Annotated in this window: 22 protein-coding genes; 8 read left to right on the top strand and 14 right to left on the bottom strand. The window is 55.1% G+C overall.

The window, feature by feature from the left end; translation table 11 throughout:
• Window positions 1–33 precede the first annotated feature (33 nt).
• Window positions 34–1,251, bottom strand: a complete 1,218-nt coding sequence (locus tag BJF95_RS04575; protein WP_075638280.1) for a hypothetical protein — start codon at window positions 1,249–1,251, stop codon at window positions 34–36.
• Window positions 1,252–1,357: 106 nt separating this feature from the next.
• On the opposite strand from BJF95_RS04575, the gene BJF95_RS04570 reads away from it, so the two are divergent.
• Window positions 1,358–2,533, top strand: a complete 1,176-nt coding sequence (locus tag BJF95_RS04570) for a glycosyltransferase family 4 protein (RefSeq protein ID WP_175577196.1) — start codon at window positions 1,358–1,360, stop codon at window positions 2,531–2,533.
• Here BJF95_RS04570 and BJF95_RS04565 read toward each other — a convergent pair.
• Window positions 2,525–3,574, bottom strand: a complete 1,050-nt coding sequence (locus tag BJF95_RS04565) for an ornithine cyclodeaminase (protein WP_075638389.1) — start codon at window positions 3,572–3,574, stop codon at window positions 2,525–2,527. The genes BJF95_RS04570 and BJF95_RS04565 overlap by 9 nt on opposite strands.
• A 142-nt stretch (window positions 3,575–3,716) precedes the next feature.
• On the opposite strand from BJF95_RS04565, the gene BJF95_RS04560 reads away from it, so the two are divergent.
• Complete coding sequence (locus tag BJF95_RS04560; RefSeq protein WP_075638278.1) at window positions 3,717–4,154, top strand: Lrp/AsnC family transcriptional regulator; 438 nt, start codon at window positions 3,717–3,719, stop codon at window positions 4,152–4,154.
• Between the two features lie 100 nt (window positions 4,155–4,254).
• Window positions 4,255–5,301: a substrate-binding domain-containing protein gene (locus tag BJF95_RS04555; protein ID WP_075638277.1), complete on the top strand. Its 1,047-nt coding sequence runs from the start codon at window positions 4,255–4,257 to the stop codon at window positions 5,299–5,301.
• On the opposite strand, the gene BJF95_RS04550 is transcribed toward BJF95_RS04555, so the two are convergent.
• The 3 genes from BJF95_RS04550 to BJF95_RS04540 form a co-directional block, all read right to left on the bottom strand.
• The gene (locus BJF95_RS04550) at window positions 5,285–6,508 is read right to left on the bottom strand and encodes an adenylosuccinate synthetase (RefSeq protein ID WP_075638276.1); all 1,224 of its coding nucleotides are present in this window, start codon (window positions 6,506–6,508) and stop codon (window positions 5,285–5,287) included. The genes BJF95_RS04555 and BJF95_RS04550 overlap by 17 nt on opposite strands.
• Before the next feature lie 119 nt (window positions 6,509–6,627).
• Window positions 6,628–7,560 carry a hypothetical protein gene (locus BJF95_RS04545; RefSeq protein WP_075638275.1) on the bottom strand — a complete coding sequence of 311 codons (933 nt, stop codon included), beginning with the start codon at window positions 7,558–7,560 and terminating at the stop codon, window positions 6,628–6,630.
• Window positions 7,561–7,626: 66 nt separating this feature from the next.
• On the bottom strand, window positions 7,627–8,643 hold the full coding sequence (locus BJF95_RS04540) for a J domain-containing protein (protein WP_075638274.1): 1,017 nt from the start codon (window positions 8,641–8,643) through the stop codon (window positions 7,627–7,629).
• Window positions 8,644–8,741: 98 nt separating this feature from the next.
• Between BJF95_RS04540 and BJF95_RS04535 the strand changes: the two genes are divergently transcribed.
• Window positions 8,742–9,440, top strand: a complete 699-nt coding sequence (locus BJF95_RS04535; RefSeq protein WP_245297231.1) for an NUDIX hydrolase — start codon at window positions 8,742–8,744, stop codon at window positions 9,438–9,440.
• Here BJF95_RS04535 and BJF95_RS04530 read toward each other — a convergent pair.
• The 9 genes from BJF95_RS04530 to argE form a co-directional block, all read right to left on the bottom strand.
• Entirely contained in the window at window positions 9,437–9,700 is a 264-nt protein-coding gene (locus tag BJF95_RS04530; protein ID WP_139317403.1) for a hypothetical protein, read from the bottom strand. The two genes, BJF95_RS04535 and BJF95_RS04530, sit on opposite strands and share 4 nt — an antisense overlap.
• Entirely contained in the window at window positions 9,657–10,925 is a 1,269-nt protein-coding gene (locus BJF95_RS04525) for an ABC transporter substrate-binding protein (RefSeq protein ID WP_075638272.1), read from the bottom strand. Before BJF95_RS04525 ends, BJF95_RS04530 begins: the two co-directional genes overlap by 44 nt.
• A 26-nt stretch (window positions 10,926–10,951) precedes the next feature.
• Entirely contained in the window at window positions 10,952–11,797 is an 846-nt protein-coding gene (locus tag BJF95_RS04520; RefSeq protein ID WP_075638271.1) for a carbohydrate ABC transporter permease, read from the bottom strand.
• Complete coding sequence (locus BJF95_RS04515) at window positions 11,797–12,702, bottom strand: carbohydrate ABC transporter permease (protein WP_425348675.1); 906 nt, start codon at window positions 12,700–12,702, stop codon at window positions 11,797–11,799. Before BJF95_RS04515 ends, BJF95_RS04520 begins: the two co-directional genes overlap by 1 nt.
• 11 nt (window positions 12,703–12,713) lie before the next feature.
• A complete protein-coding gene (locus BJF95_RS04510) occupies window positions 12,714–13,874 on the bottom strand; it encodes an ABC transporter ATP-binding protein (protein ID WP_075638269.1) in 1,161 nt (386 codons plus the stop codon).
• Window positions 13,871–14,710, bottom strand: a complete 840-nt coding sequence (locus BJF95_RS04505; RefSeq protein ID WP_075638268.1) for a metallophosphoesterase family protein — start codon at window positions 14,708–14,710, stop codon at window positions 13,871–13,873. Before BJF95_RS04505 ends, BJF95_RS04510 begins: the two co-directional genes overlap by 4 nt.
• Window positions 14,711–14,964: 254 nt before the next feature.
• Window positions 14,965–15,213, bottom strand: coding sequence for a hypothetical protein (locus BJF95_RS04500; RefSeq protein ID WP_075638267.1), 249 nt, complete (start codon window positions 15,211–15,213; stop codon window positions 14,965–14,967).
• Between the two features lie 312 nt (window positions 15,214–15,525).
• Complete coding sequence (locus BJF95_RS04495) at window positions 15,526–15,882, bottom strand: cupin domain-containing protein (protein WP_075638266.1); 357 nt, start codon at window positions 15,880–15,882, stop codon at window positions 15,526–15,528.
• Window positions 15,883–15,899: 17 nt separating this feature from the next.
• On the bottom strand, window positions 15,900–17,027 hold the full coding sequence (gene argE, locus BJF95_RS04490) for an acetylornithine deacetylase (protein ID WP_075638265.1): 1,128 nt from the start codon (window positions 17,025–17,027) through the stop codon (window positions 15,900–15,902).
• A 253-nt stretch (window positions 17,028–17,280) separates the two neighbouring features.
• Here argE and BJF95_RS04485 point away from each other — a divergent pair, with 253 nt between their 5' ends.
• From BJF95_RS04485 to BJF95_RS04470, 4 genes are read left to right on the top strand one after another with little or no spacing between them, the layout of a single operon-like run.
• Window positions 17,281–17,754, top strand: coding sequence for a MarR family winged helix-turn-helix transcriptional regulator (locus BJF95_RS04485; RefSeq protein WP_075638387.1), 474 nt, complete (start codon window positions 17,281–17,283; stop codon window positions 17,752–17,754).
• Window positions 17,751–19,820, top strand: a complete 2,070-nt coding sequence (locus BJF95_RS04480; RefSeq protein ID WP_075638264.1) for an FUSC family protein — start codon at window positions 17,751–17,753, stop codon at window positions 19,818–19,820. The genes BJF95_RS04485 and BJF95_RS04480 overlap by 4 nt, the downstream gene beginning before the upstream one ends.
• 4 nt (window positions 19,821–19,824) lie before the next feature.
• Window positions 19,825–20,034, top strand: coding sequence for a DUF1656 domain-containing protein (locus BJF95_RS04475; protein WP_075638263.1), 210 nt, complete (start codon window positions 19,825–19,827; stop codon window positions 20,032–20,034).
• On the top strand, window positions 20,031–20,900 hold the full coding sequence (locus BJF95_RS04470) for an efflux RND transporter periplasmic adaptor subunit (RefSeq protein WP_075638262.1): 870 nt from the start codon (window positions 20,031–20,033) through the stop codon (window positions 20,898–20,900). The genes BJF95_RS04475 and BJF95_RS04470 overlap by 4 nt, the downstream gene beginning before the upstream one ends.
• Window positions 20,901–21,051: the final 151 nt, after the last annotated feature.

Below are 21,051 nucleotides of genomic sequence, written 5' to 3'. Positions count from 1 at the left end.
GCCCCTTTGGCATTTTAAAACCGAAGCGCATTTTTAAAACCGAAGTGCTAGGCGATGCAGCTTTCGTGACATCAGTGGATCGCCGCCACGGGCAAAATAGGCCTCGCGATAGGCGCTGGCATTCATGCCATTGACGCTGCAATTGCTGTGGTCTGATCCATAGTGAAACAGCATTGGTGCCTTGTCGGCCAAGGCATTGATCCAGCTTTCGTAAAAGCTCCGCTTTTCTTCAAGGCTGTGGTGGGTGGCGCTGTAAATGGTGCAAAAGGCATTGCTCCACCAAATCGCAGAGCCTTCTTCAGGCTGAATGCGCTCCAGCAACGGCTGAGGCTTCAGAATGTTGCAGAGCAGATAGTCTTTCTTGATGTTTTGATAGCTCCGCCAATGGGTTTTGAAGGCATCCGCGCCACCCCAGCGGGTCAGCTCCAATTCCCACAGACGTTCCAGTTCTTGCCAATCCATCGCATCCAGCTTGGCACCGGGCCAAAGATAGTAATGGGTGTTGTGCGTGTGCGTGAACGCGCCTCGCAGATAGGCCGGATAATCTTCGCCATCCCATTCCTCATCCAGGCGGCGGCGAAAATCCAGCGCGTGCTGGCTATAATCAAAGAACACCACAGTACTGTTTTCGGTGATGCCATGGGTGTGAAAAATCCGGTTGGGCTTGAGCCCTGCTGCCACGCAATAAAGGGTGGAAAGCGGACGCTGGAAGGTCTCTGCTGGCACCTCGATATCGTCGTAGGATTCGTAGTTGAGCACAAAAACGCCGCGTCCTGCCTTTTCGCTCATGTCCTTGAGGAAGGCAAAGAAATCTGAAGCCCTGCTGAGGTCCGGCTGAAGATCCAGCATATGGCCGGCAAGCTCCGGTCCGAACGGCACAAGGTTGGCGGGCTCCAGCTTGGGCTGGCCATGGTGCTGCCAAGCTTCAAGATCCACAAAAACGCAGCGGTCTGCCACACCGGCAAAGATAAACCTGCGTTCTTTGGCCCATAGCCGCAAGGCATCAAAAGCGCTGATGGCTTTGCCGCCATTGGGGCCTGCGTGCTCGGTCAAAATATGGCCGTAGCCTTGAATGAGACAATAGCGGCAGCCGGTAGAGAGAGCCCGCAAAAGCAGATTGTCCAAGCTGCTGTCTTCAAAAATATCGCCAAAATAATTCCACCGCAGCCATGATACAGTCAACGCGCGGGCGCGGTCGCTGTTATCATGCAAGACGTGGGGAATGATCAGGCCACACGCAATATCATCCACAGGGCTCTCCATTGGGCTTTAAATTTAAACGCTAATTTGTAATTTTTACTCTTTATACGAGAAATAGATTTTGACAAAACCCTATCTGCGCCGCTTAATGGCGGGCATGAAAACCAAAGTACTTCTCTTGCAAGATGCCGTTTACCTGCCCTCTTTTGGCGGCGGCAATAAAGCCAATCGTCTGTTGATGCGGGAACTTGCCAAGCTTGGGTTTGATTGCCGGGTTGTTGCGCGCTTGCCGGGGCCAGCCCAGCATAACCCGGCGGTGTTTTTGCCCGAAGCCTTGGCGGCGCGCGGTGCCATTGTGCGCGAAGATGAACGTGGACAGCAGCATTACGGCCATGAGGGTGTGCAGGTACTGGCGATGGACACCGCAGCGCCCAATGCGGCAGCAGAGCTGGAGGCATTTATTCAGCGTAAGCGCCCCGATTGGATTTTGGTGTCGGATGACCACCGCGCCATCTTTTTGCAAGCTGCCCTGAGCTTTGCCGCTGAACGGACCATTGTGGTGGTTCACACCCATTTTCATTTGCCGTTCGGGCCTGAGTCGCGTGCACTCAACCCGGAGCAACATGCGCGCATGCGAAAAGCGCGTGATATTGTGGTGGTGAGCGATTATAGCCGCCAATACGTGCGCCAATTTGGCGGGCTGGAGGCAACATTGCTCCGTTTTCCAGTGTTTGGGGCCGCGCCCTTTGCGGTGCGCGGCAGGCCGGACGGTGGCTATGTCACCATGATCAACCCTTGTGTTTTGAAAGGCCTGCCGATCTTTCTGGATCTGGTCGATCATTTTGCCGATACGGCCTTTGCAGCCGTGCCAACCTGGGGCGCGGATGATGCTGTTATCGAGGTATTACGGGCGCGCGCCAACGTGACGCTGCTGGAAGCGGCCGATGAGATTGACACGGTTTTGCAAGATGCCCGCATTGTTCTGGCCCCATCGCTGGTGCCAGAAACATTTGGCTATGTCGCGGTTGATGCCATGTTGCGGGGTATTCCGGTGCTGGCTGGCGGATTGGGTGGGCAAACAGAAGCCATGCTGGGTGTGGATTTCATTCTTCCTGTTTGCCCGATCGAGCAGAGCGGCGGGCAGGTGCGTGTGCTTGCGCAAGATACAGCACCTTGGCGGGCTGCGCTGTCTCGTTTGCTAAGCGATCCGCAGTTCTACCGCGCCAGCGCGCATGCAGCGCGCCATGCTGCCCTTGGCTTTTTGCCACAAACAGATGTATGCCATTTTGCCCGGCATCTTGCTGAGCTTGCTGAAAAGCCGGGCTTATTTTGAGCGTTGCAGCATGCCAAACAGATCGCGCGGATCATCGGGGTCGGCAATCATGTCCAGTTCCTGATAGAAATCCGTGCCTTTGATTTTGGCGCGGATATAGCGCAGCGCCGAGAAATCTTCGATGGCAAAGCCCACGCTGTCAAACAATGTGATCTGGCTGGCATCTTTCCGGCCCTTGGCCTCTCCATTGATCACCTGCCACAGTTCGGTCACCGGATAATTCGGCTCCATCTGCTGGATCTCGCCCTCAATGCGGGTTTGCGGCGGATATTCCACAAACGTGTCGGCCCTCTTCAGAATGTCAGGGTGCAATTCGGTCTTGCCGGGGCAGTCGCCACCAATGGCATTGATATGCACACCGGCCCCCACCATGTTATCGGTCAAAATCGTGGCATATTGCTTGTCGGCCGTGCAGGTGGTGATGATGTCGGCCCCCTCAATGGCGGCTTGGGCCGATGAGCAGGCGGTGATGGCCAGGCCCATCGGCTCAAGGTTGCGGCGGACCTTTTCAGTGGCTTTCGGGTCGATGTCAAAGAGTTTGACATGCTCAATGCCGATAACAGCGCGCATGGCCAGCGCCTGAAATTCGGCTTGCGCACCATTGCCAATCAAAGCCATGGTTTTTGCATTTTGGGGGGCGAGATAGCGGGCCGCAAGGGCCGAGGTTGCCGCAGTGCGCAGGGCGGTCAACATGGTCATTTCTGATAAAAGCACCGGATAGCCATTGGAAACCTGCGCCAAAAGGCCAAAAGCCGTCACGGTTTGCAGGCCTTGGGCGGTGTTCTGAGGGTGGCCGTTGACATATTTGAAGCCGTAAATCTCACCGTCTGATGTCGGCATCAGCTCAATTACCCCTTCCAGCGAATGGGAGGGAACGCGCGGCACTTTATCAAATGAGGGCCAGCGGCGAAAATCCGCTTCAATGGCATCGGTGAGCTGCTCCAGCATTGGCTCAATACCGATATGATGCACAAGCCGCATCATGTTTTCGACACTGACAAAGGGAATGAAGGCTTTTTGCGAGGGGGCGGTGGTGGGCATGGTCATCTCCTCTTGCCAATGCTGTGACAAACAGATTAGCAGACAGAAATATCCACCCGAAAGGCTGTTTTCAAAGCAAAATACCCGCTAAATTGCGCAGAATGATCAGTCAATATATCAAAATGATAAGGTAGGATGAGAGATGGCGGCAGCGGATTATACTCCAGACAGTCTTGATCGGCGCATCATTGCCCACTTGCGCACCGATGGGCGTGCCTCGCTCTCCACCCTGTCGGATACGCTTGGCGTGGCGCGTGGCACGGTGCAAAAGCGACTGGAGCGCTTGCTGGAAACTGGCACGGTGATGGGCTTTACCGTGCGGGTTCGCCAGGATTATGAACATGATACCGTGCAGGCGGTGATGATGATTGAGGTGACGGGAAAATCGACAACCCAGGTCATTCGCAAGCTCAAAGGCTTACCCGAAATTTACGCGCTGCACACCACCAATGGCAATTGGGATCTGGTGGCCAATATCCGCGTTGCCAGCCTGCCAGACTTTGATCGGGTGCTGCGCGAGGTGCGGATGATTGATGGCGTGGCCAATAGCGAAACCAGCCTGCTGCTCAGCAGTGTGTGAGTAAGCATGCGTTAAAAAACTGTCACAGCTTGCCCCTATTTCTACCGTTCAAGCTGGCTGGTGGGTGGCCGCTTTCACTTTTCTGAAACGGTGATGACAAATGCTGCAACAAATCGCGTTGAAGGCTGGCTGCTCGGCCGCCACGGTCTCGCGGGCGCTCAACAAAAGCGGACCGGTGAGCGAGCGCATGGCGCGGCGGGTGGAAAAAGCAGCTTTGGAGCTGGGCTATCGGCCTGATGCCAACCCCGCAGCCGTGCAGCGGATGCGCCATAAACCGATGATTGGCGTGCTGATTCCCAGCATTACCAACCCTGTTTTTGCAGCCTCCCTGTCCAATATCCAAAAACGTGCCCGCGTGTCGGGTCATGGGGTTATCATTGCCCAATCGGATTACGATCTGGTGCGCGAGGCAGAGGCCATTGTGGATCTGGTGTCCGAACGCCCGGTGGGCTTGATCATGACGCTTTGCGATCCGCAAGCCAATGGTGCCAACCTGCCGAAAGCCTTGCCGCCGACAGTCCTTCTGCATAATCTGCCAACCGCGCGGTTTCCGGCGTCAGTGGCGGCGGATAATTTTTTGGCGGGGCGAGAGCTATGCACGCATATGCTGGATCACCATCACACCCGCATTCTCTTTGTGTCGGGGGCTTTTGCCGCGTCTGATCGCGCCAAGTTGCGCTATGACGGCTATTGTGCGGCGATGAAACAACGTGGTCTGGTGCCGAATCCGGCGTTGGAAGTCGGTTTTCTCAATGGTTATGATGAGCTGGATCTGGGTCAATCTCTCAAACTGTTCAAACCAACCGCCATTATTGCCTCCAATGATTTGCTGGCTTTTGGCGTGATCGGCGCTTTGCGCCGCGAGGGATTGACTGTTCCAGCCGATATCTCTGTTGCCGGTTTTGATGGCATTTCGCTTGGGCGCTTGATTGATCCCCCGCTGACCACCATTGAAATGGCCGATGCCAGCATGGGGGCCGCTGCCGCCTCGCTGCTGATCGATATGACCGAAAATGGCAGCACGCCACGCCATTTGAATGTGCCGCACAGTTTGCGCATCGGCGGCACGGTGCGCGATATCGGCAACGAAAGCTTTGGTCCGAAAAGTGGGAACCGGTTGTCAAAGCGATCTAATTTTCCGACATGATCACCTTGTTACGGCAATCTCCCCAGGATTGCATCGCGACTTTCAGGCCCACATGTTTGCCTATGGCAAGTGGGATGTCTTTGGCCGTAAAATGCAGCGTTTGGCCACCGGCAATCAGGGGGGCGGCCTCATTGATTTGATCAAGGCATGTTATGCCTATGTGAGGATCAATTGAAATGTCGGACCACGTCTGCTCTTGTAAATCTGCGTTGATTGCGCGGTTCAGCGCGTCCAAATCAAGTGGTGCCAAGCGCAAGGTGCCTTGCCATGGATTGGGCGCATTGGTTCTATCTTCCATTGTCAGCCACGGAAGCGCATTTGGCGTGTCAGCCTCGTGCGGCAATGGCCCGGCACCATGACGCGTCGCATAAGCGCGCGTCATATAGCTTGTGTGAATGCTGGTGATGCCACACTCTTTGGCAATGCGTATCATGTTGGCAAGGCCGGTTCTGGATCGGGTGACATGGGGCATCCGGCCAAAATTCATATCAAGCTGTAGTCCTTGCGCCCCTTCAAAAACGATGGTTTCATCGCCTGCAAGATCGCCATCGGCGAACAACTCTACTGCGCTGACAAAAGCCTCGCAATCGCGCAGGAAGACGGCTTGCGCGTCCTCGGTACCCGAGAGGACCGCGCCCAGAGGCGAGTCATCTGCAATCAATCCCAGTTGTGCTTTACGCAAGGGAAGCCAATCGCGGCGGATTGTATCCAGCTTTTCAGCAAGGCCACGAGTGTAAAGGTCTTGCGCCACAAGCGCAGGACCTTTTTCCATCCGCTCGATTGTTTCGCCAAAACCAAGACCGGTGGATCCATGTTTCTTGTCGCCGCGCGCAATCTCGAGAGCCTGATTTATGGCCATATCCCAAGGAGAGGTTATCGGCGCACGGGGATCAATGGTCATAGGCGGACGCGGCGCACCAAGGGATTGGATCCGCGAAAGCTCATCGGCCAACATCATTGGATGTGCGACAAAGAACTGGGAAAGGTGTGTCGCAGCGCCCGCCAGTGTTCCAGCCCCAATGTGATGAAAAACATGTCTTCCATGGTTTGGACACACCACACTATGCCCTGCCTGCGCGCCACCATTGCTTCGAACAACGGTGACAGCATGACCGTTTTGGATCAATGCGCTGGCGCGCGCATCAACAGCCAGTCCTTTTCCTTCGTCTCCCCAATTGGCACCAATCACAGCAAAGGCAGTTTTCATGACGTGTCCATTCCTTGACAAAGGCTACAGCTTTGGTCCGAAAAGTGGGGGCCGGTTTTCGGATGAATTCGATGCAAAAACAAAACGTAGAGCATCGTTCCGATTTTCTGCACGATGCTCTAGAAGCCCAAAAGCCTGCGAATCCCCTTTGTTTGGGGGGCAGTTGCCGATGCGCCATAACTTTTCAGGGCATCCGACACCACAATTGCGGTCGAATCTGACCAGCTGCTGGCAACCGCATCAGGATCAGCACCCCGGTTGACCTGGATGAGCGAAATAATGGTTTCTGCAAGTCGATTGACGTCGGACAGTTTAATGGTGCGCTCGGGCAAGATTTTTTGCCAGCTGGATAGAACGGGCGCAGGATTGGATTGGCAAAAACCTTCATTGGTGAGCACGATATGGAAGACTTCCCAATTTCGCTGCGCCAGAGCGACGCATTCTTTACCCGAGAGATCTTTCTCGGTTTTAATGCCCATCACCCTCTCAATTTCTTGACGGGTCATGCCATCATGGACAGGTTCATCACCAATGGTGAACAGAAAACCTTTGCGATTTTCCTTTTCGGCAGCATCTGTTGCCGTTTTCATTGCGGCAAAGAGATGCGCTGCACAGTAGCTTTCACCACCATTGCCGCCGCCGCCGCCTTCAAGCCATAGCTCTCTGGCTTGCTCCGCTACGCGGATATCTGCCTCGAACTGTGTCACCTGAAGCGGGGCTGAATCCGTTTTTGCATCGCCAACCGCCATGATCATGATGTGCGGATCACTGATTGGCTTGCGACCGTAAATTTCCTGAGCAAGCGTGTTCAGCCCGTCGCGCATCAACTGTTCCGCAATCATGCCCATGGAGCCGGTGACATCCGATGCAAGGATGATCGGGGTTGGATGTGGATTGTCAGCGCTGGCCCGGCTTTCGCGCATTTTGATCTTTGCCGGGTTGTAAGTGTCCAACAAAGTCTGTGTCGAGAAAATCTGGCTGCGTGTCTGATTGTGCACATTGTTATGGGCATATTGAGCCCAGCTCTGGGCGCTCCAACGTCCGTTTCCCATGATTAATACTCCTTTGTTTGGTCTGTCTTTATATTAATATGCAAAATGTAAATTGCAAATAAAAAATCAACCGACCCCGTAAATGTGATTGGCATCGATGTCCAAGGTGATGAATTTGGACGGTCCCCAGGCGCGCCTGAGCTGGCGCTGCCATATCGTGTAGTCAGCAATTGCAGGCCCCTCGGGTGGCAGGTTGATCCAATGGGCGATTGGCTCCGGCACGAGGCCGGATTGCAGCCGACTGCCCGCCGGATCCCCTAACGCCTCGCGCAATGTCTGGCGGATGAGGTGCAAATCAACATAGGCGTCGACAACCTCTCCGCTGGATGCCAGGCGAGGCAAAATGTTCAGGGTGCGGTAGGGCAGAACCTCCGGCCGCTTTCCAAACGGGCATGAAAAGCACCACCCGCTCATGAGGCGCACGCTATGGGTTGTCGGATCAATCACAATGGCATCGGGTCCAATATCGCCGTGACAAATTCCCGACCATTCGAGCCATGCGGCAATATTCAAAAGGCCAGATCCCAGCCACGCCGCGTGAACCGCCGGCAGAGGCCCAAATTTTGCCAAAAGATCTGAGAGTAAAATATCGTCGCCACCACGGTTGCAGACAAGGAGACGTCCGCCGTCTTCTGTGCGCTCATCCATCTGTATCCGGGGCAAAAAGCGCTGCATTTGCGCCTGCATGTCCGAATCCGCATATCGAAAACGACCAATGGCTCCGGCTTCCCAATCGGCCAGATCTCTTTGCTGGCCAGAAAAAAGCTGGGCAAAGGTTGTCTGGCCCAGAATGATCTCGGCTTGATCTGTTTGTCGCACGGAGAGAGGACGGATTCGCAAAACACGCTTTTCGGTGGTGATGATCTTTTCAACGCTTGCCTTCATTGGGCTGCGGTGCAAAAGGTGATTTTTAAGAGACACAAGATGAGACAGGACATCGGATGCTTTCGCATCTGAGCAATGGTCGGGATGCCACAGCGCGGCCAATCGACGAAACTCATGCTTGATCTGGTCTTGATCACCGGGAAACACTGAGCTTGCGGCTGTAACGGGTGTTGAAAGAATGGTTTCTGCTGATAGCATTATGGAAACTCCGAAAGCCTCAAGATGGGCCTGAAATGCGCAATGAAACACGTTAAAAAAGACAGCATACAAACGTCTGACCGCATCAGGAACAGTCGATGCCGATGAAAGAGATAGGTTCCGCTTTGAGAAAGGAAAGTCTTCCAATTCTCACGGTTGATGTGGTGGTTCTGACCCTTGATAATGGCCAGCTTCAGGTGCTGCTCCATCGTCGGCCGAACGCGCCTTTTGCCGGCGCATGGGCTTTGCCCGGCGGCTTTGTGCGCGTGGGAGAAGACAGCGACACATTGGCTGCAATCCAGCGTGTTTTGCGGAGCAAAGTGGGGGCCACCAATATTTATGTGGAGCAACTTGCCACCTATAGCGGTGAGATGCGCGATCCTCGCGGATGGTCGCTTTCGGTTGCCTATATTGCACTTTTGCCAAAAAGTGATCTTCAGATCGTGGATAGTCCAGATGTTGCGCTGCTTGATACGAAAAGCCTGCCTGAACTCGCTTTCGATCACGCCCTGATTTTGAAAGATGCTCTCGCGAGACTTCGAGGAAAAGGGGCCTATTCCACGCTGCCTGCCATGCTTCTCAAAAAGGAGTTTACATTGTCAGAGTTGCAGCTCGCTTACGAGGTTGTGTTGGGTGAAAAGCTCGATACAAGTGCTTTTCGCCGAAAGGTGGGAGATTTCGAATTTCTGGAAAAAACGGGAAGCAATAGCAGCGAGTTGAGCAAACGCCCGGCCCGTCTTTTTCGCCTGAAGAACGATGTCCAGATGTTTGATCGTACTTTGGGCCGTAGTGGTTAAAGTGGCAGTGGATCGGTGAAATCGGTTTTTGCAAGATCGATGTCGAGGATGTGTCCAAAACGCATACAAATCACCCCATTCAATACGCAAACGTCTTGAATGGGGTATGAAATGAGGAACGCCGCTCTTTTTTGAAAAAGCGGCATCCCCCAATTAATCTGGTTTTTAGAGTTTGTCTTTTTGGGAAAGCCGGATTCCACTTTTCCCTGACAAACTTTAGCTGCGCGGCAGAAGATCGGCCACGTCGGCTGCGGCATCATCAAGCGCTTCCTTTGGCGTCGCGCTCTGCTCAACAATCCGCGACAGGTTTTCAACAATGGTCTGGGTCACCTTCACGCCATTGCTGCCGGGAAATGCATACCATGGGATCATGCGGGGCATCTGCTTGAGGCCTGCTTGAAACAGCGGGTTTTCCTTGTAGAAATCGCCCAGATATTTTGGAGATTTTGCGGCCAGCTCATTGTTGGGCACATAGCCAGTGCCGGGAACAACCACAGATGCGCCATAGGGGCCAGCGGCAAATTTGGCAAATTTCCAGGCAGCGTCCAGCTTGTCCTTGTCATGGGTCAGGATGACCACGGCGTTGCCGCCGGTGGGCAGCTTGCCATTAACCGGATCAATCAACGGAATTTCGGCGGTGCGAAGGTCAAACTTGCCACCAACATTTTTGATGGTGTTGCGCAGTGCACCCGTGGTCTGGAATTCAAAACCAACTTTACCAGCCGCAAAAGCCTGCTCGCCTGCCGATTTGGTAAAGACTGGCAGACCGCCTTCTTTGACCATGCGCGAGAGGATTTCAGCCCCCTTGAGGCCCTCAGGGCCGTTGAAGGTCACTTTGGTTTCATCAGCAGACAGCATGGTGCCGCCAGCGCCGAACAGAAGGGCGGAGAACATCCAGTCATCACCCTGCCAACGGAAATCGATGCCCTCAATGCCATCACCGAGTTTCTTGATCTTGTCGCCAAGGGCAATCACTTCATCCCAGGTCTTTGGTGGAACATCGGGGTTGCCGCCAACTTTGCGGATCAGATCGGCGTTGTAATACATGATCGGGGTGGAGGTGGCGAAAGCCAGACCAACTTGCACGCCCTTGACCTGAGCGAGCTTCAGGATGGTATCGGAAAATCCTTGCTCGGCCATCTGTGCACCTTCCTTGGTGACCAGAAGGGTCAGATCGACCGGAATTTTACGCTCTTCCAACATGCGAAGACGGTTGAGGCCCGTAAACGTCACATCGGGCATTTCCGAGGTGCCAGCCTGACGCATAATGGTCTGGATGCCATCTTCATAGGTTGGCGATGGGCTGGCAAACTGGATCTTGATGCCGGGATTTTCTTCCATGAACTTCTTCGAGATCGTGTCCATCACGTCTTTGAAGAAACCGGGCATAGGATAATGCACGGTCAGCACTGTCTCTGCATGGGCCTGCACGGTGAAGCCCATACCAATTGCCGCAATGGCAACAAGCTTTTTGAAGTGGATCATAGCGCTCTCCTGGTTTTATTGACTGGTTAGCCTTTGAGGCCGGTCATGGTGATCCCCTCGACAAAGCGTTTTTGGGCAAGCAAAAAGGCAAGGACGAGCGGAAGGGTGATGATGAGGGTGGCGGCCATCAGCGCGCCGTAATCGTCGCCAGCTTCGGCGGCGCGGAAAAACAGCAGCCCAAGCGGCGGTGTGGCAAAGCCTTGTTTGGAAATCACAATCAGCGGCCAGAATAGATCATTCCAATGGGCGACCACCGAAAAGATCGAAAAGGCAGTGATGGCGGGCCAGGCATTGGGCACAATCACGCGGGTGACAATGTCCATCTCCGACATGCCATCCAGACGGGCGGCATGGATCAGATCATCCGGCAGGGCGCGGAAGAATTGCAAAAACAGGAAGATGCCAAACACCGAGATCGAAAAAGGAGCCACCAAAGCGGTGTAGCTGTTGAGCAGGGACAGATTATTGAAGGCGACATAGAGCGGAAGGGCGGTGGCGTGGATGGGGATCAGCAGGCCCAGCATCACCATCATCATCATGGTTTGGGCGGCCCGAAACTTCAGCTTGGCCATGGCATAGGCGCAAGGCACGGCCACAATCACCTGCAAGATCAGGATCATGCCGCAGACCAGAACCCCGTTCCACAAAAGTTGCGGCATATTCACCCGGTCAAAGGCCTTAGTGAAATTCTCGACAAAATACCAATGCTGCGGAATGATCGAGAGCGATGAGGTGAAAATATCGGCCTGCGCCTTGCCAGCTGTCGAGATCAGAAAAATATAGGGTGAGAAGAAGATCAGCGCGATCAGGCAGAGCACGCTAAGGCGGATCATACGGCCAAACGTGATATTGTGGGTGCGTAAAGTTGCCATCAGTAATGCACCTTCTTGTCCAGAACCCGATATTGAATGAGCATCAGCACAATCAGGATGGCCAGAAACACCACCGTCATGGCCGAGGCATAACCGACCCGCAAATACACAAAGCCCTCGCGGTAGATGGTGTAGAGCAGCACTTCGGAGGCCTTGTTGGGGCCGCCCTCGGTGAGGGTTTTGACGGTCTCAAACACTTTCACGGCGTTGATAATGCTGATGGTGGTGACAAACAGGGTGGTTGGTCCCAGCATTGGCCAGGTCACCAGGCGAAAGCGATCCAGCCAATGTTTTGCGCCATCAATTTCGGCCGCCGCATAAAGATCACGCGGGATGGCGGTAAGGCCTGCGAGAAACAACACCATGTTGAAGCCCACGGATTGCCACACACCAATAATCGAGAGGCTGTAGAGCACCGAGTTTGATGCCCCCAGCCAGTTTGGCCCTTGAACACCGATCATTGATAGAATGATGTTGATTGGCCCCATGGTCGGGTGCAGCATATATTGCCACACGGTTGCCATGGCGACGATGAGGGATGCGACGGGTAAGAAAAACACGGTGCGAAAGAAGGATTTCGCCCAAGGCTCGGCCTCGATCATCAAGGCAATGCCGAGACCGAGGATGATGGAGGCGGGGGCCACCATCAGGGTGTAAAGCGTGGTGTTCCACAGTGAAATCCGGAATGTCCGGTCTGAAAACAAATGGATATAGTTTTTCAAACCAACAAAGTGAAAGCTTTGATAGCCCAGCTCAAAATCGGTAAAGCCAAGCACAATCACTGCAATGGTTGGCAGGATGATGAACAGCATGATCAAGGTCAGTGCCGGGGCCACCAAAAGCCAGCCGATGCGGGCCTGCCGGTCCTGATGTATTCGCTGTGGAACGCTGATGGAGGAGTTTATGGCTGCAACGCTCACCGCACTGCCTCCAACTTGCCCGCATGGGAAACGGCTTCGATTTTGAGCCGCGCGCCATCTTCGCCGAACAGAAAGATTTTCTCGCTCGGCAGTGTGAGGCCAATGGTGCTGCCGATGCGGATGCTGGCAGACTGTTGGGGGGATATTTTTGCCACCACCAGTTCAGCAATGGCGGCAAGCCTGGCATAGACCACTACTTCGGAGCCTAGAAACTCCAGCCTCTCGACCCGTGCGGGCAGAGCGTCACTCGTCTCAACGCCAACCCCGACAAATTCGGGGCGAATAGCCAGCATAACCTTGCCGGCAGCGTTTGGCACGCGGGCAGCCAGCGTAGTTGCGCCAAAGCGCACAAGGCCTGCCTTATCCATTTGCGCATCCAGCACATTGATGCGCGGTTGGCCCAAAAAGCGGGCAACTTCGACATGGGCCGGATTGTCGTAGATCTCTTGCGGTGTTGCCAATTGCAACAGGTTACCGCCGATCATCACCGCCACGCGGTCCGCCATGGAAAGCGCCTCGGACTGGTCATGGGTGACATAGAGCGTGGGCACTCCAGCGCGGCGATGAAGATCGACGATTTCGCCACGCGCATGCACACGCAAATTGGCATCAAGATTGGACAGCGGCTCATCCATCAAAAACACGTTGGGCTGGCGCACCATGGCGCGGGCCAAGGCCACGCGCTGGCGCTGACCACCCGACATCTGACCGGGTTTACGATCCAGCAGATGGTCGATTTTCAGAGCAGACGCCATGTCCTGTACGTGGTTTTGAATGCCAGTGCGAATGGCCTTTTGCCCCGGCATGAGATTGCCAAGGATCGGCAGGCGTTGGGCTGCACTCAAACGGCGCATCGCCAATGGCACTGCAATGTTTTGCCCAGCCGTTAAATGCGGATAGAGCGCATAGGACTGAAACACCATCGCCACATTGCGATCAGCGGCATTGATGGTTGAGACATTGCGCCCGCCAATGATGATGTCGCCGCCGTCGGCGTGATCAAGACCGGCCACAATGCGCAAAAGCGTGCTCTTGCCGCAGCCGGATGGGCCAACCAGCGCGATAAACTCGCCGTCCTTGGCCTCGAGACTCACACCTTTGAGGATCGGATTGCCACCGAAAGATTTCGTAATGCCATTGAGCGAAAGCACGGTCATTGGGCGGCCTCCTCAGGCTGATGGCGGATTGCCTTGGGGTAAAGCTCGGCGGCAAGATCATCGAACACAAAAGGGGTCAGCTGTGGCAGCGTCACAATCTCGCTGGACACACCCTGTTCATCCAAGGTGTGGATGACGGCACCCACCAGCCGTTCGCCCGGCATTTCGCGCTCAAAATCCTGAATGATGAAAGAAGAGGGCGGACCCCACACCAGTGTTATGCCTGCATGTTCGCCTTGCCATGCCCAATGCAAATGGCCGCTGGCATGCAGCTTGACCGGATGGTCTTTAAACAGATCCAACAGCCGCTGCCGTTGTTTGGGCGCAATGCCCCAATAGCCACTGTCACCTTCATCGGCGGCATCCACAAACAGCGGCTTATGGGCAAAAATGGCCACTTGCCGACCATCACGGCTGGTAAGCTGGGCTTCCAGCCATTGAAACTGCGCTTCGTCTTCATCGCTCTCGGAGCCAATGATGAGACTGTTAAGACCAATCAAACGCCAGCCGGGATGATCGGATACCCAGCGATCGGGTCCGACCAGCGTTTGCCAGCGGGCAAGGCGCTCCTGATTAACCGGTTGATCTGATCCCGGCAGATGGCCAACATCGTGATTGCCCGGCACGATCAGCATGGGAATGGGAAGCTTGCGCATTTTCTCGATGGAATAGACCATGTCGTCATCAAGGTCCGCGCCATCAATGGTCAAATCGCCGGTGTGCACCACAAGGTCGGCACCGGTCTCAACAATCCACGCGGCCAGCCGTTCCCAGTTCTCGGTGAAGTGTGATTTAACCGGGCTGAGGTGGGTATCGGTGATCTGAATGATTTTCATGGAGGGCTCCGGGCATTGGATCAAGCGGCATCTTCTGCCGCTCTCCATAGAGCCCGTGCATGTCATCTCCATAACAGCGCGTGACACGCCGCTTCCATTTTCGTCACAGCATTGTCATGCTGGATAAAAACCGAAATGGGATAGGGATCGTAATAGGTCAGGGTTTAACGTTAAAATGGCTGCTGACAGCCTAAGATCAAGAGAGGGGGGAGGCCCGTCGGAATGGGCCTCGCCAAAATGCGACTGAAAGAAATTCAGAGCAAGCGCTCGTCATCCTCATTGCTGGTCGCGCGTTTGGCAGGGGCTTTGCGGCTCTTTGGTGCGGCTTTTTTGTTTTCCGCAGCAATGGGGCCAGCCTTTTTGGCGGGTGTTCCATCGACAGGTTTGTCGACCTTGGCCTCTGTTTTGCGGTTTTCTTCGCTGATAGGGCCGGCTTTGGCCTGAGCCGCGCTCTCATTGGGTTTTGCAACCTTGGCGTCTGGATCAATGGTATAACGGATCATGGTCTTGTCCTTATATAGGTGGCGCTTTTGATCAGCCGAAATACGACGTTCCTGTTCACATGATGCCGCTTTGAGAGCGCATGTGTCATGGGGTACGCGATTGGCAGATGCTCGGGCATTGGCAGGGCGATTATGCTGTTGTGACGCATTGAACCCCTGGAGTAAACAACGATCGGACATTATCATTGTTCCGCCACGCTCGCTGGGCGACAATGCACCCTCTATCTGTTGCATCCTTCCCGTGGATGGATGCAACAGACGCAAAAATGCGGCGTGTTATCGTTCAACTGAGACCCGTTGAACGCAACGAGTTTAGGCCTGAACGGTGACGTAAACCTTCTTGACGGTTTCAATGGTCTTCCAAACACCGACAAAGCCGGGTTTCATGATAAATTGATCGCCAGCCTTGTAGATCACCGGTTCACCGCCATCAGGCGTGATTTCGACAACGCCAGACAGAATATAGCAATATTCAAAGGTCTCGCCCTTGATTGATTTGGTCACGCCGGGTGTTGCCTCCCACACGCCTGTGTGGATCATCTCGCCTCGGCAGACGTCCTGCGGCCAGGTTTTGAAGGATGGATCGCCTGAGATCAACCGCTCAAGCAGCGGTTTGGATTCCTTGGGCGCAAAGGTGGGATTGGTATCAACAGTTTGCAAAAGAGACATGCGGGTAAACCTTTGTGTCAAAGAGTAAGGCAGTGATCTGCCAGGGATTCAATCATGCTCTGGCAGGCGGCCAGTTCACTGACGAGAATGAATTCATTGGCTTTATGGGCGCGGCTGATGTCGCCGGGGCCGCAGATGATGGCATCGACCCCAGCTTGCTGAAATAGCCCCGCCTCGGTGCCATAGCTGACGGCGGCCAGCGGCTCGTTGTTGGTGAGGCGGGCAAGAAGGGCGGCAAGGGCCGCGTTTTCGGGCAAAGAAAGCGCCGGGTAGGCGCTCATGTCTGTCCAATCGACAGAAAAGCCTTGGCTTTTCAGCGCATCTGCGGCCTGGCGCACGGGCAAAAGCAGGTTTGATGGATCAATGCCGGAGATGGCGCGTGCCTCAAATTCAACCTCGCAAAGATCGGGAATGATATTCACGGCCTGACCGCCGCGCACCGTGCCAACCTGCAAAGAAGAATAGGGCGGCTCAAAGGTGGCCTCAAAGGGGCCTTTGGCCAACTCGGCTGCGGCATCGCGAGCGGCGATTAAAACATCGGTTGCGCCATGAATGGCGTTCAGGCCCAGATCGGGCCGGGAGGAATGGCCGGAACGCCCGCGAATTGTCACCCGTGCCGCAGCCTTGCCCTTATGGGCTAGAATGGCGCGCATGCCGCTTGGCTCGCCAATAATCGCCCCCAGCGGCGGCGCGCAAAGCTGCGGCAAATGGGCCAGCATATGCGGAACACCCCGGCAACCGGCCTCTTCATCATAGGAAAACGCCAAATGGATGGGGCGCACCAGCGGCATCGCCGATATCTTGGCAGCAGTTGCCAAGGCGCAGGCCAGAAAACCTTTCATGTCGCTGGTGCCGCGCCCAAACAGCGCGTCATGATCACGGTGCAACTGAAAAGGATCGCTGTTCCAGCCCGCTTCACCGGCGGGCACCACATCCATATGGCCAGAGAGGATGTAGCCGGGAACGTCCCTCGGGCCGAATGTCGCAAACACATTGGCGCGATCACCCTCCGGGCCGGGAAGAACCGTGACGGCCGCGCCATGGCTTTGTAGATAGGTCTTGATCCAGCCGACAATCTCATCATTGGCGCTGCCCACCACCGATGGATAGGAAATCAGCTTTTCTAGAATATTGATGACCTGCATAGGCATTGTCTTTCATGGTGCAGGATGGCGTGTGGCAAATCGGTTCACCTGTGCAAAACCAATCCGGGGATTTTTCGCTGGACGATGCAAGGTTAGCGCGCCTTCAGGGGCGGTGGATGCTGAATGCACACCGGATTTGGGGGATTGTTGTGTGGCACCGGCGTTGAAGAGCAAATTCTGCCGCTGTTGAGGGATACTGAATTTCGCATTAAAATAATTTGTATCCTAACTATATTGATGATATATGTCAGGCATGGAACCAAAATCAGATTTTCAACGTGCCTTGACCAGTCAGCTTTTCACCGCCGCCCGCCTGTGGCGCAAGCTGGTGGATCAGGCGCTGATTGAGCATGGAATCTCCGAGGCTTGCGCGGCACCGCTGTTGTGGATCAGCAGGCTCGGCGATGGCGTGCGGCAAACGGCGCTGGCCGAACACATTGGCATCGAAAGCCCATCGTTGGTGCGGCTGCTTGATCAGCTCGAAGCGCTGGACATGGTGGTGCGCAAGGACGACCCTTTGGATCGCCGCGCCAAAGGGCTTTGGCTGACGCCCGCAGGGGTGGAGCTGGCGGCCCGCATTGAGGCCGTGCTGGACCGTGAGCGCGCACGCGTTCTGGGGGATATCTCCGAGACGGAACTCGAAATGGCATTTCGCGTTTTGGATGTATTCCAGCAGCGCTGCGGTGACGCGCTTCAAGGCGGGGGCAAAAAGGAAGGCGGGCAATGATAGCACATTCATGGAGGGATTGGGCCTTTTCCGGCAAGGCGTTCCTTGCTGGCATGCTTGCGCTCTATATCGCTTTGGCGCTGGATCTTTCCCGGCCCTATTGGGCGTTGTCGGCCGTCTATATCGTCTCGAGTCCCTTTTCCGGTGCCACCAAATCCAAGGCGCTTTATCGCATTTTGGGCACGCTGCTGGGTGCGGCCGCTGCCGTTTTGCTTGTTCCACTCTTCATTAATGCCCCTGAGCTTTTGTCTTTGGTGGTGGCGCTGTGGACGGGAACCCTGCTGCTGATCTCCATGCTGGATCGCACCGCGCGCAGCTATGTTTTCATGCTGGCCGGATATACTTTGCCCTTGATTGCCCTGCCATCACTGGATGTGCCGGATACGATTTTCGCAACGGCGCTTGCGCGTTCCGAGGAGATCGCGCTTGGCATTATCTGCGCAAGCGTTGTGAATACCGTCATTTTCCCCGTCAGCCTGAACGCACAATTTGGCAGTCGCATAGAGGGCTGGCTAAGCGATGCGGGCTCCTGGGCCAATGATATTCTGCGTGGGGAAGGGGCAAGCCCCGCCACGCCTGTGAAGCGTCAGCAATTGGCCGCCGATGTTGCCGGGCTTGATCTGATCATCAGTCAGTTATCCTATGATCTGGAAACCCGCGATGTGGTGCGCCATGCGCGCGAGCTGCGTGGACGCCTGTTGATGCTTCTGCCCGTGTTTTCGTCTCTGGCTGACCGGCTTCACGCCGTGCGGCAGGGATGTGAGCATTTGCCCGAAGATTTGACGCAACTGCTGAATGATGTTGCGGATTGGTTCAAAATGGGCGGCAAGCCAGGTGCCACGCAAAAGGCGCAAGTGTTGCTGGAGGCCATTGCCCGGCAACAAAAGACCCATCAACTTCATGGCTGGAATGATCTGGTCTTTTCCGGTCTTTTGATGCGCTTGAAGGCAGCGGTTGAGCTCTGGCGTGATTGTCTGGTGCTGCTGGACCGTATTGCCAAAGGACGTCACACGGTGATGGACGATCTTTCAGATCGGCGTTTCTCGGTTGCATCGCGCCATTTCGACCATGCATTTCTGGCCCTCAAGGCCGGTATTGTGGTTGTTGGTATTTTGATTGCCAGCGCCATCTGGATTGCGCTGGAATGGGCGCAAGGGGCTGGCTTTGTTGCCATGACGGCCGTTGCCTGCTCCTTCTTTGCGGCGCAAGATCGGCCTGCTCCGATGATCCGTTTCATGCTGGTTTGGACAGTCGTATCGGTGATCGCCTCCTTTGTTTATCTTTTCGGCATTTTGCCCTTTGCCACCAATTTTGAAATGATGGTGCTGGCTCTTGCTCCCTTCCTGCTGTTGTTGGGCTTGAAGATGACAAATCCGCAAACGGCCGTGCTTGGCATGTTGGTGGCGGTGAATGTGGCGACCTTGGTCGGTATTCAGGATCGCTACACCGCAGATTTTGCGTCCTTTGCCAATGGCGGTGTGGCCACCGTGCTTGGTATCGCTTTTGCCTATGTCTGGATCAGCGTGGCGCATCCTTTCGGGGCGAGATTGGCCGCAAAGCGTTTGCTCAAAGCCGGATGGCGTGATCTGGCCGATACGGCTGCCGGCTTGAGATCCGCAGATCCTGAGCGGCTTGCGGGCCGCATTCTCGACCGGCTTGGCCAGCTCGTGCCACGCCTGGCTGCGCTGAATGAGCGCGAATTGGCCAATGTTGATGGTTTTGCCGATGTGCGTCTCGCCATCAATGTCGTGTCGCTGCAAGAGGAGCGCCGCAATTTGTCTGTTGAGAGTGCGGCAATCGTCTCTCAGGTGTTGATTGCTGTTGCCGCGCATTATCGAAGGCAGCTCAAGGCCGGGCGCGCGTTGGCTTGCGATGCGACGCTGATGGTGCTGATCGACAACGGATTACAAACCGTGGTGCGCAAGGAAGGGGATGCCGCCCGGCGGGTGATTGATGCCCTTGTTGGTTTGCGCCGCGTGTTCTTTCCGCAAGCGGCGGCACCCGACCTTCAATCCTTTTCGCAACCCTTGCCGCAGCCCCAAACACTCTCGATCGCTGCTGAGTAAACCAATGCCTGCTGAACTCGACCTTTATGGCGTCTATTTTCCACGCCTTCTACTTCTCATGCTCATCACCTTTGTGGTCAGCATACTCATTCGTAAAGTGCTTGGCCGCATAGGGTTTTACGCCCTCGTTTGGCACCGTGGTCTGTTTGATGTTGCACTTTATGTTCTTCTGCTTGGAGGAATTTTCTCCATAACACGCTGGTTTTTCGCATGAATACGTTAAAGTTGATGGGCAGAATCTGCCTTACCCTGATTGTTGTTGTGGCTGCCGTCTTTGTGGGGCGTCATCTGTGGCATTATTATATGGAAGAGCCCTGGACACGGGATGGCCGGGTGCGCGCAGATGTGGTCGATATCGCCCCGGATGTGACCGGGCTGGTGAGTGATGTGTTCGTCAAGGACAATCAGATCGTGCACAAGGGTGATGTGCTGTTTCGGGTTGATCGCTCACGCTTTGAGCTGGCATTGTTGCAGGCCGAGGCAGCGCTCACTGAGGCAAAGTCAACCTTGGATCTGGCAAAATCCGAGCGCGAACGCAATGAACGCCTTGGGGATTCGGCCTCTGCCCAAACCAAGGAGAAATCGGTTGCGACAGAGCAGCAGGCCGAGGCCGCCTACATGAAGGCCATGGCGGCCCGCGATCTGGCAAAGCTGGATCTGGAGCGCACCGATGTGAAAACCACGGTCAATGGCAGTGTCACCAACCTGAATTTGCAGCCGGGAGATTTTGTTACCCGTGGTGCGGCAAAAGTGGCCGTGGTGGATAGCGATTCCTTGCGCATCGAAGCTTATTTCGAAGAAAACAAGCTGCCACGTATTCAAAAGGGCGACCGTGCTCTGGTGCGTATTCTGGGCCAGAAGGGCAATCTGGAAGGCCATGTTGATAGTATTGCAACAGGCATCGAGGACCGCGAGCGCACGTCCAGCTCAGGGCTTTTGGCCAATATCAACCCCACCTTCAGCTGGGTGCGTCTGGCCCAGCGCGTGCCGGTACGTATCCATCTGGACAAGATACCGGAAGGCACAAAGCTGATCTCGGGTCTCACGGCAACGGTTGATATCCAGCCCGATGGCAACTGATTGAGGAAAAGCCTCTGTGCTTGCGGAGCAGCATCAAAGCTTCGCAGGTATATGAGCTTTCCTCTTAAGGTTGTATTGTCTAATTTTTTTTGTGTACAAATTTGTCAATGCCGTTAGTTTCCGCTTACAGCTCGAAAAGGGGCGAGAGGGG

It is taken from the genome of Rhizobium oryziradicis (genome assembly GCF_001939045.1).
Taxonomy (GTDB): Bacteria; Pseudomonadota; Alphaproteobacteria; order Rhizobiales; family Rhizobiaceae; genus Allorhizobium; species Allorhizobium oryziradicis.
Note: the sequence above shows the minus strand (reverse complement) of the source record. Positions and strands in the feature narration are given on the sequence as shown.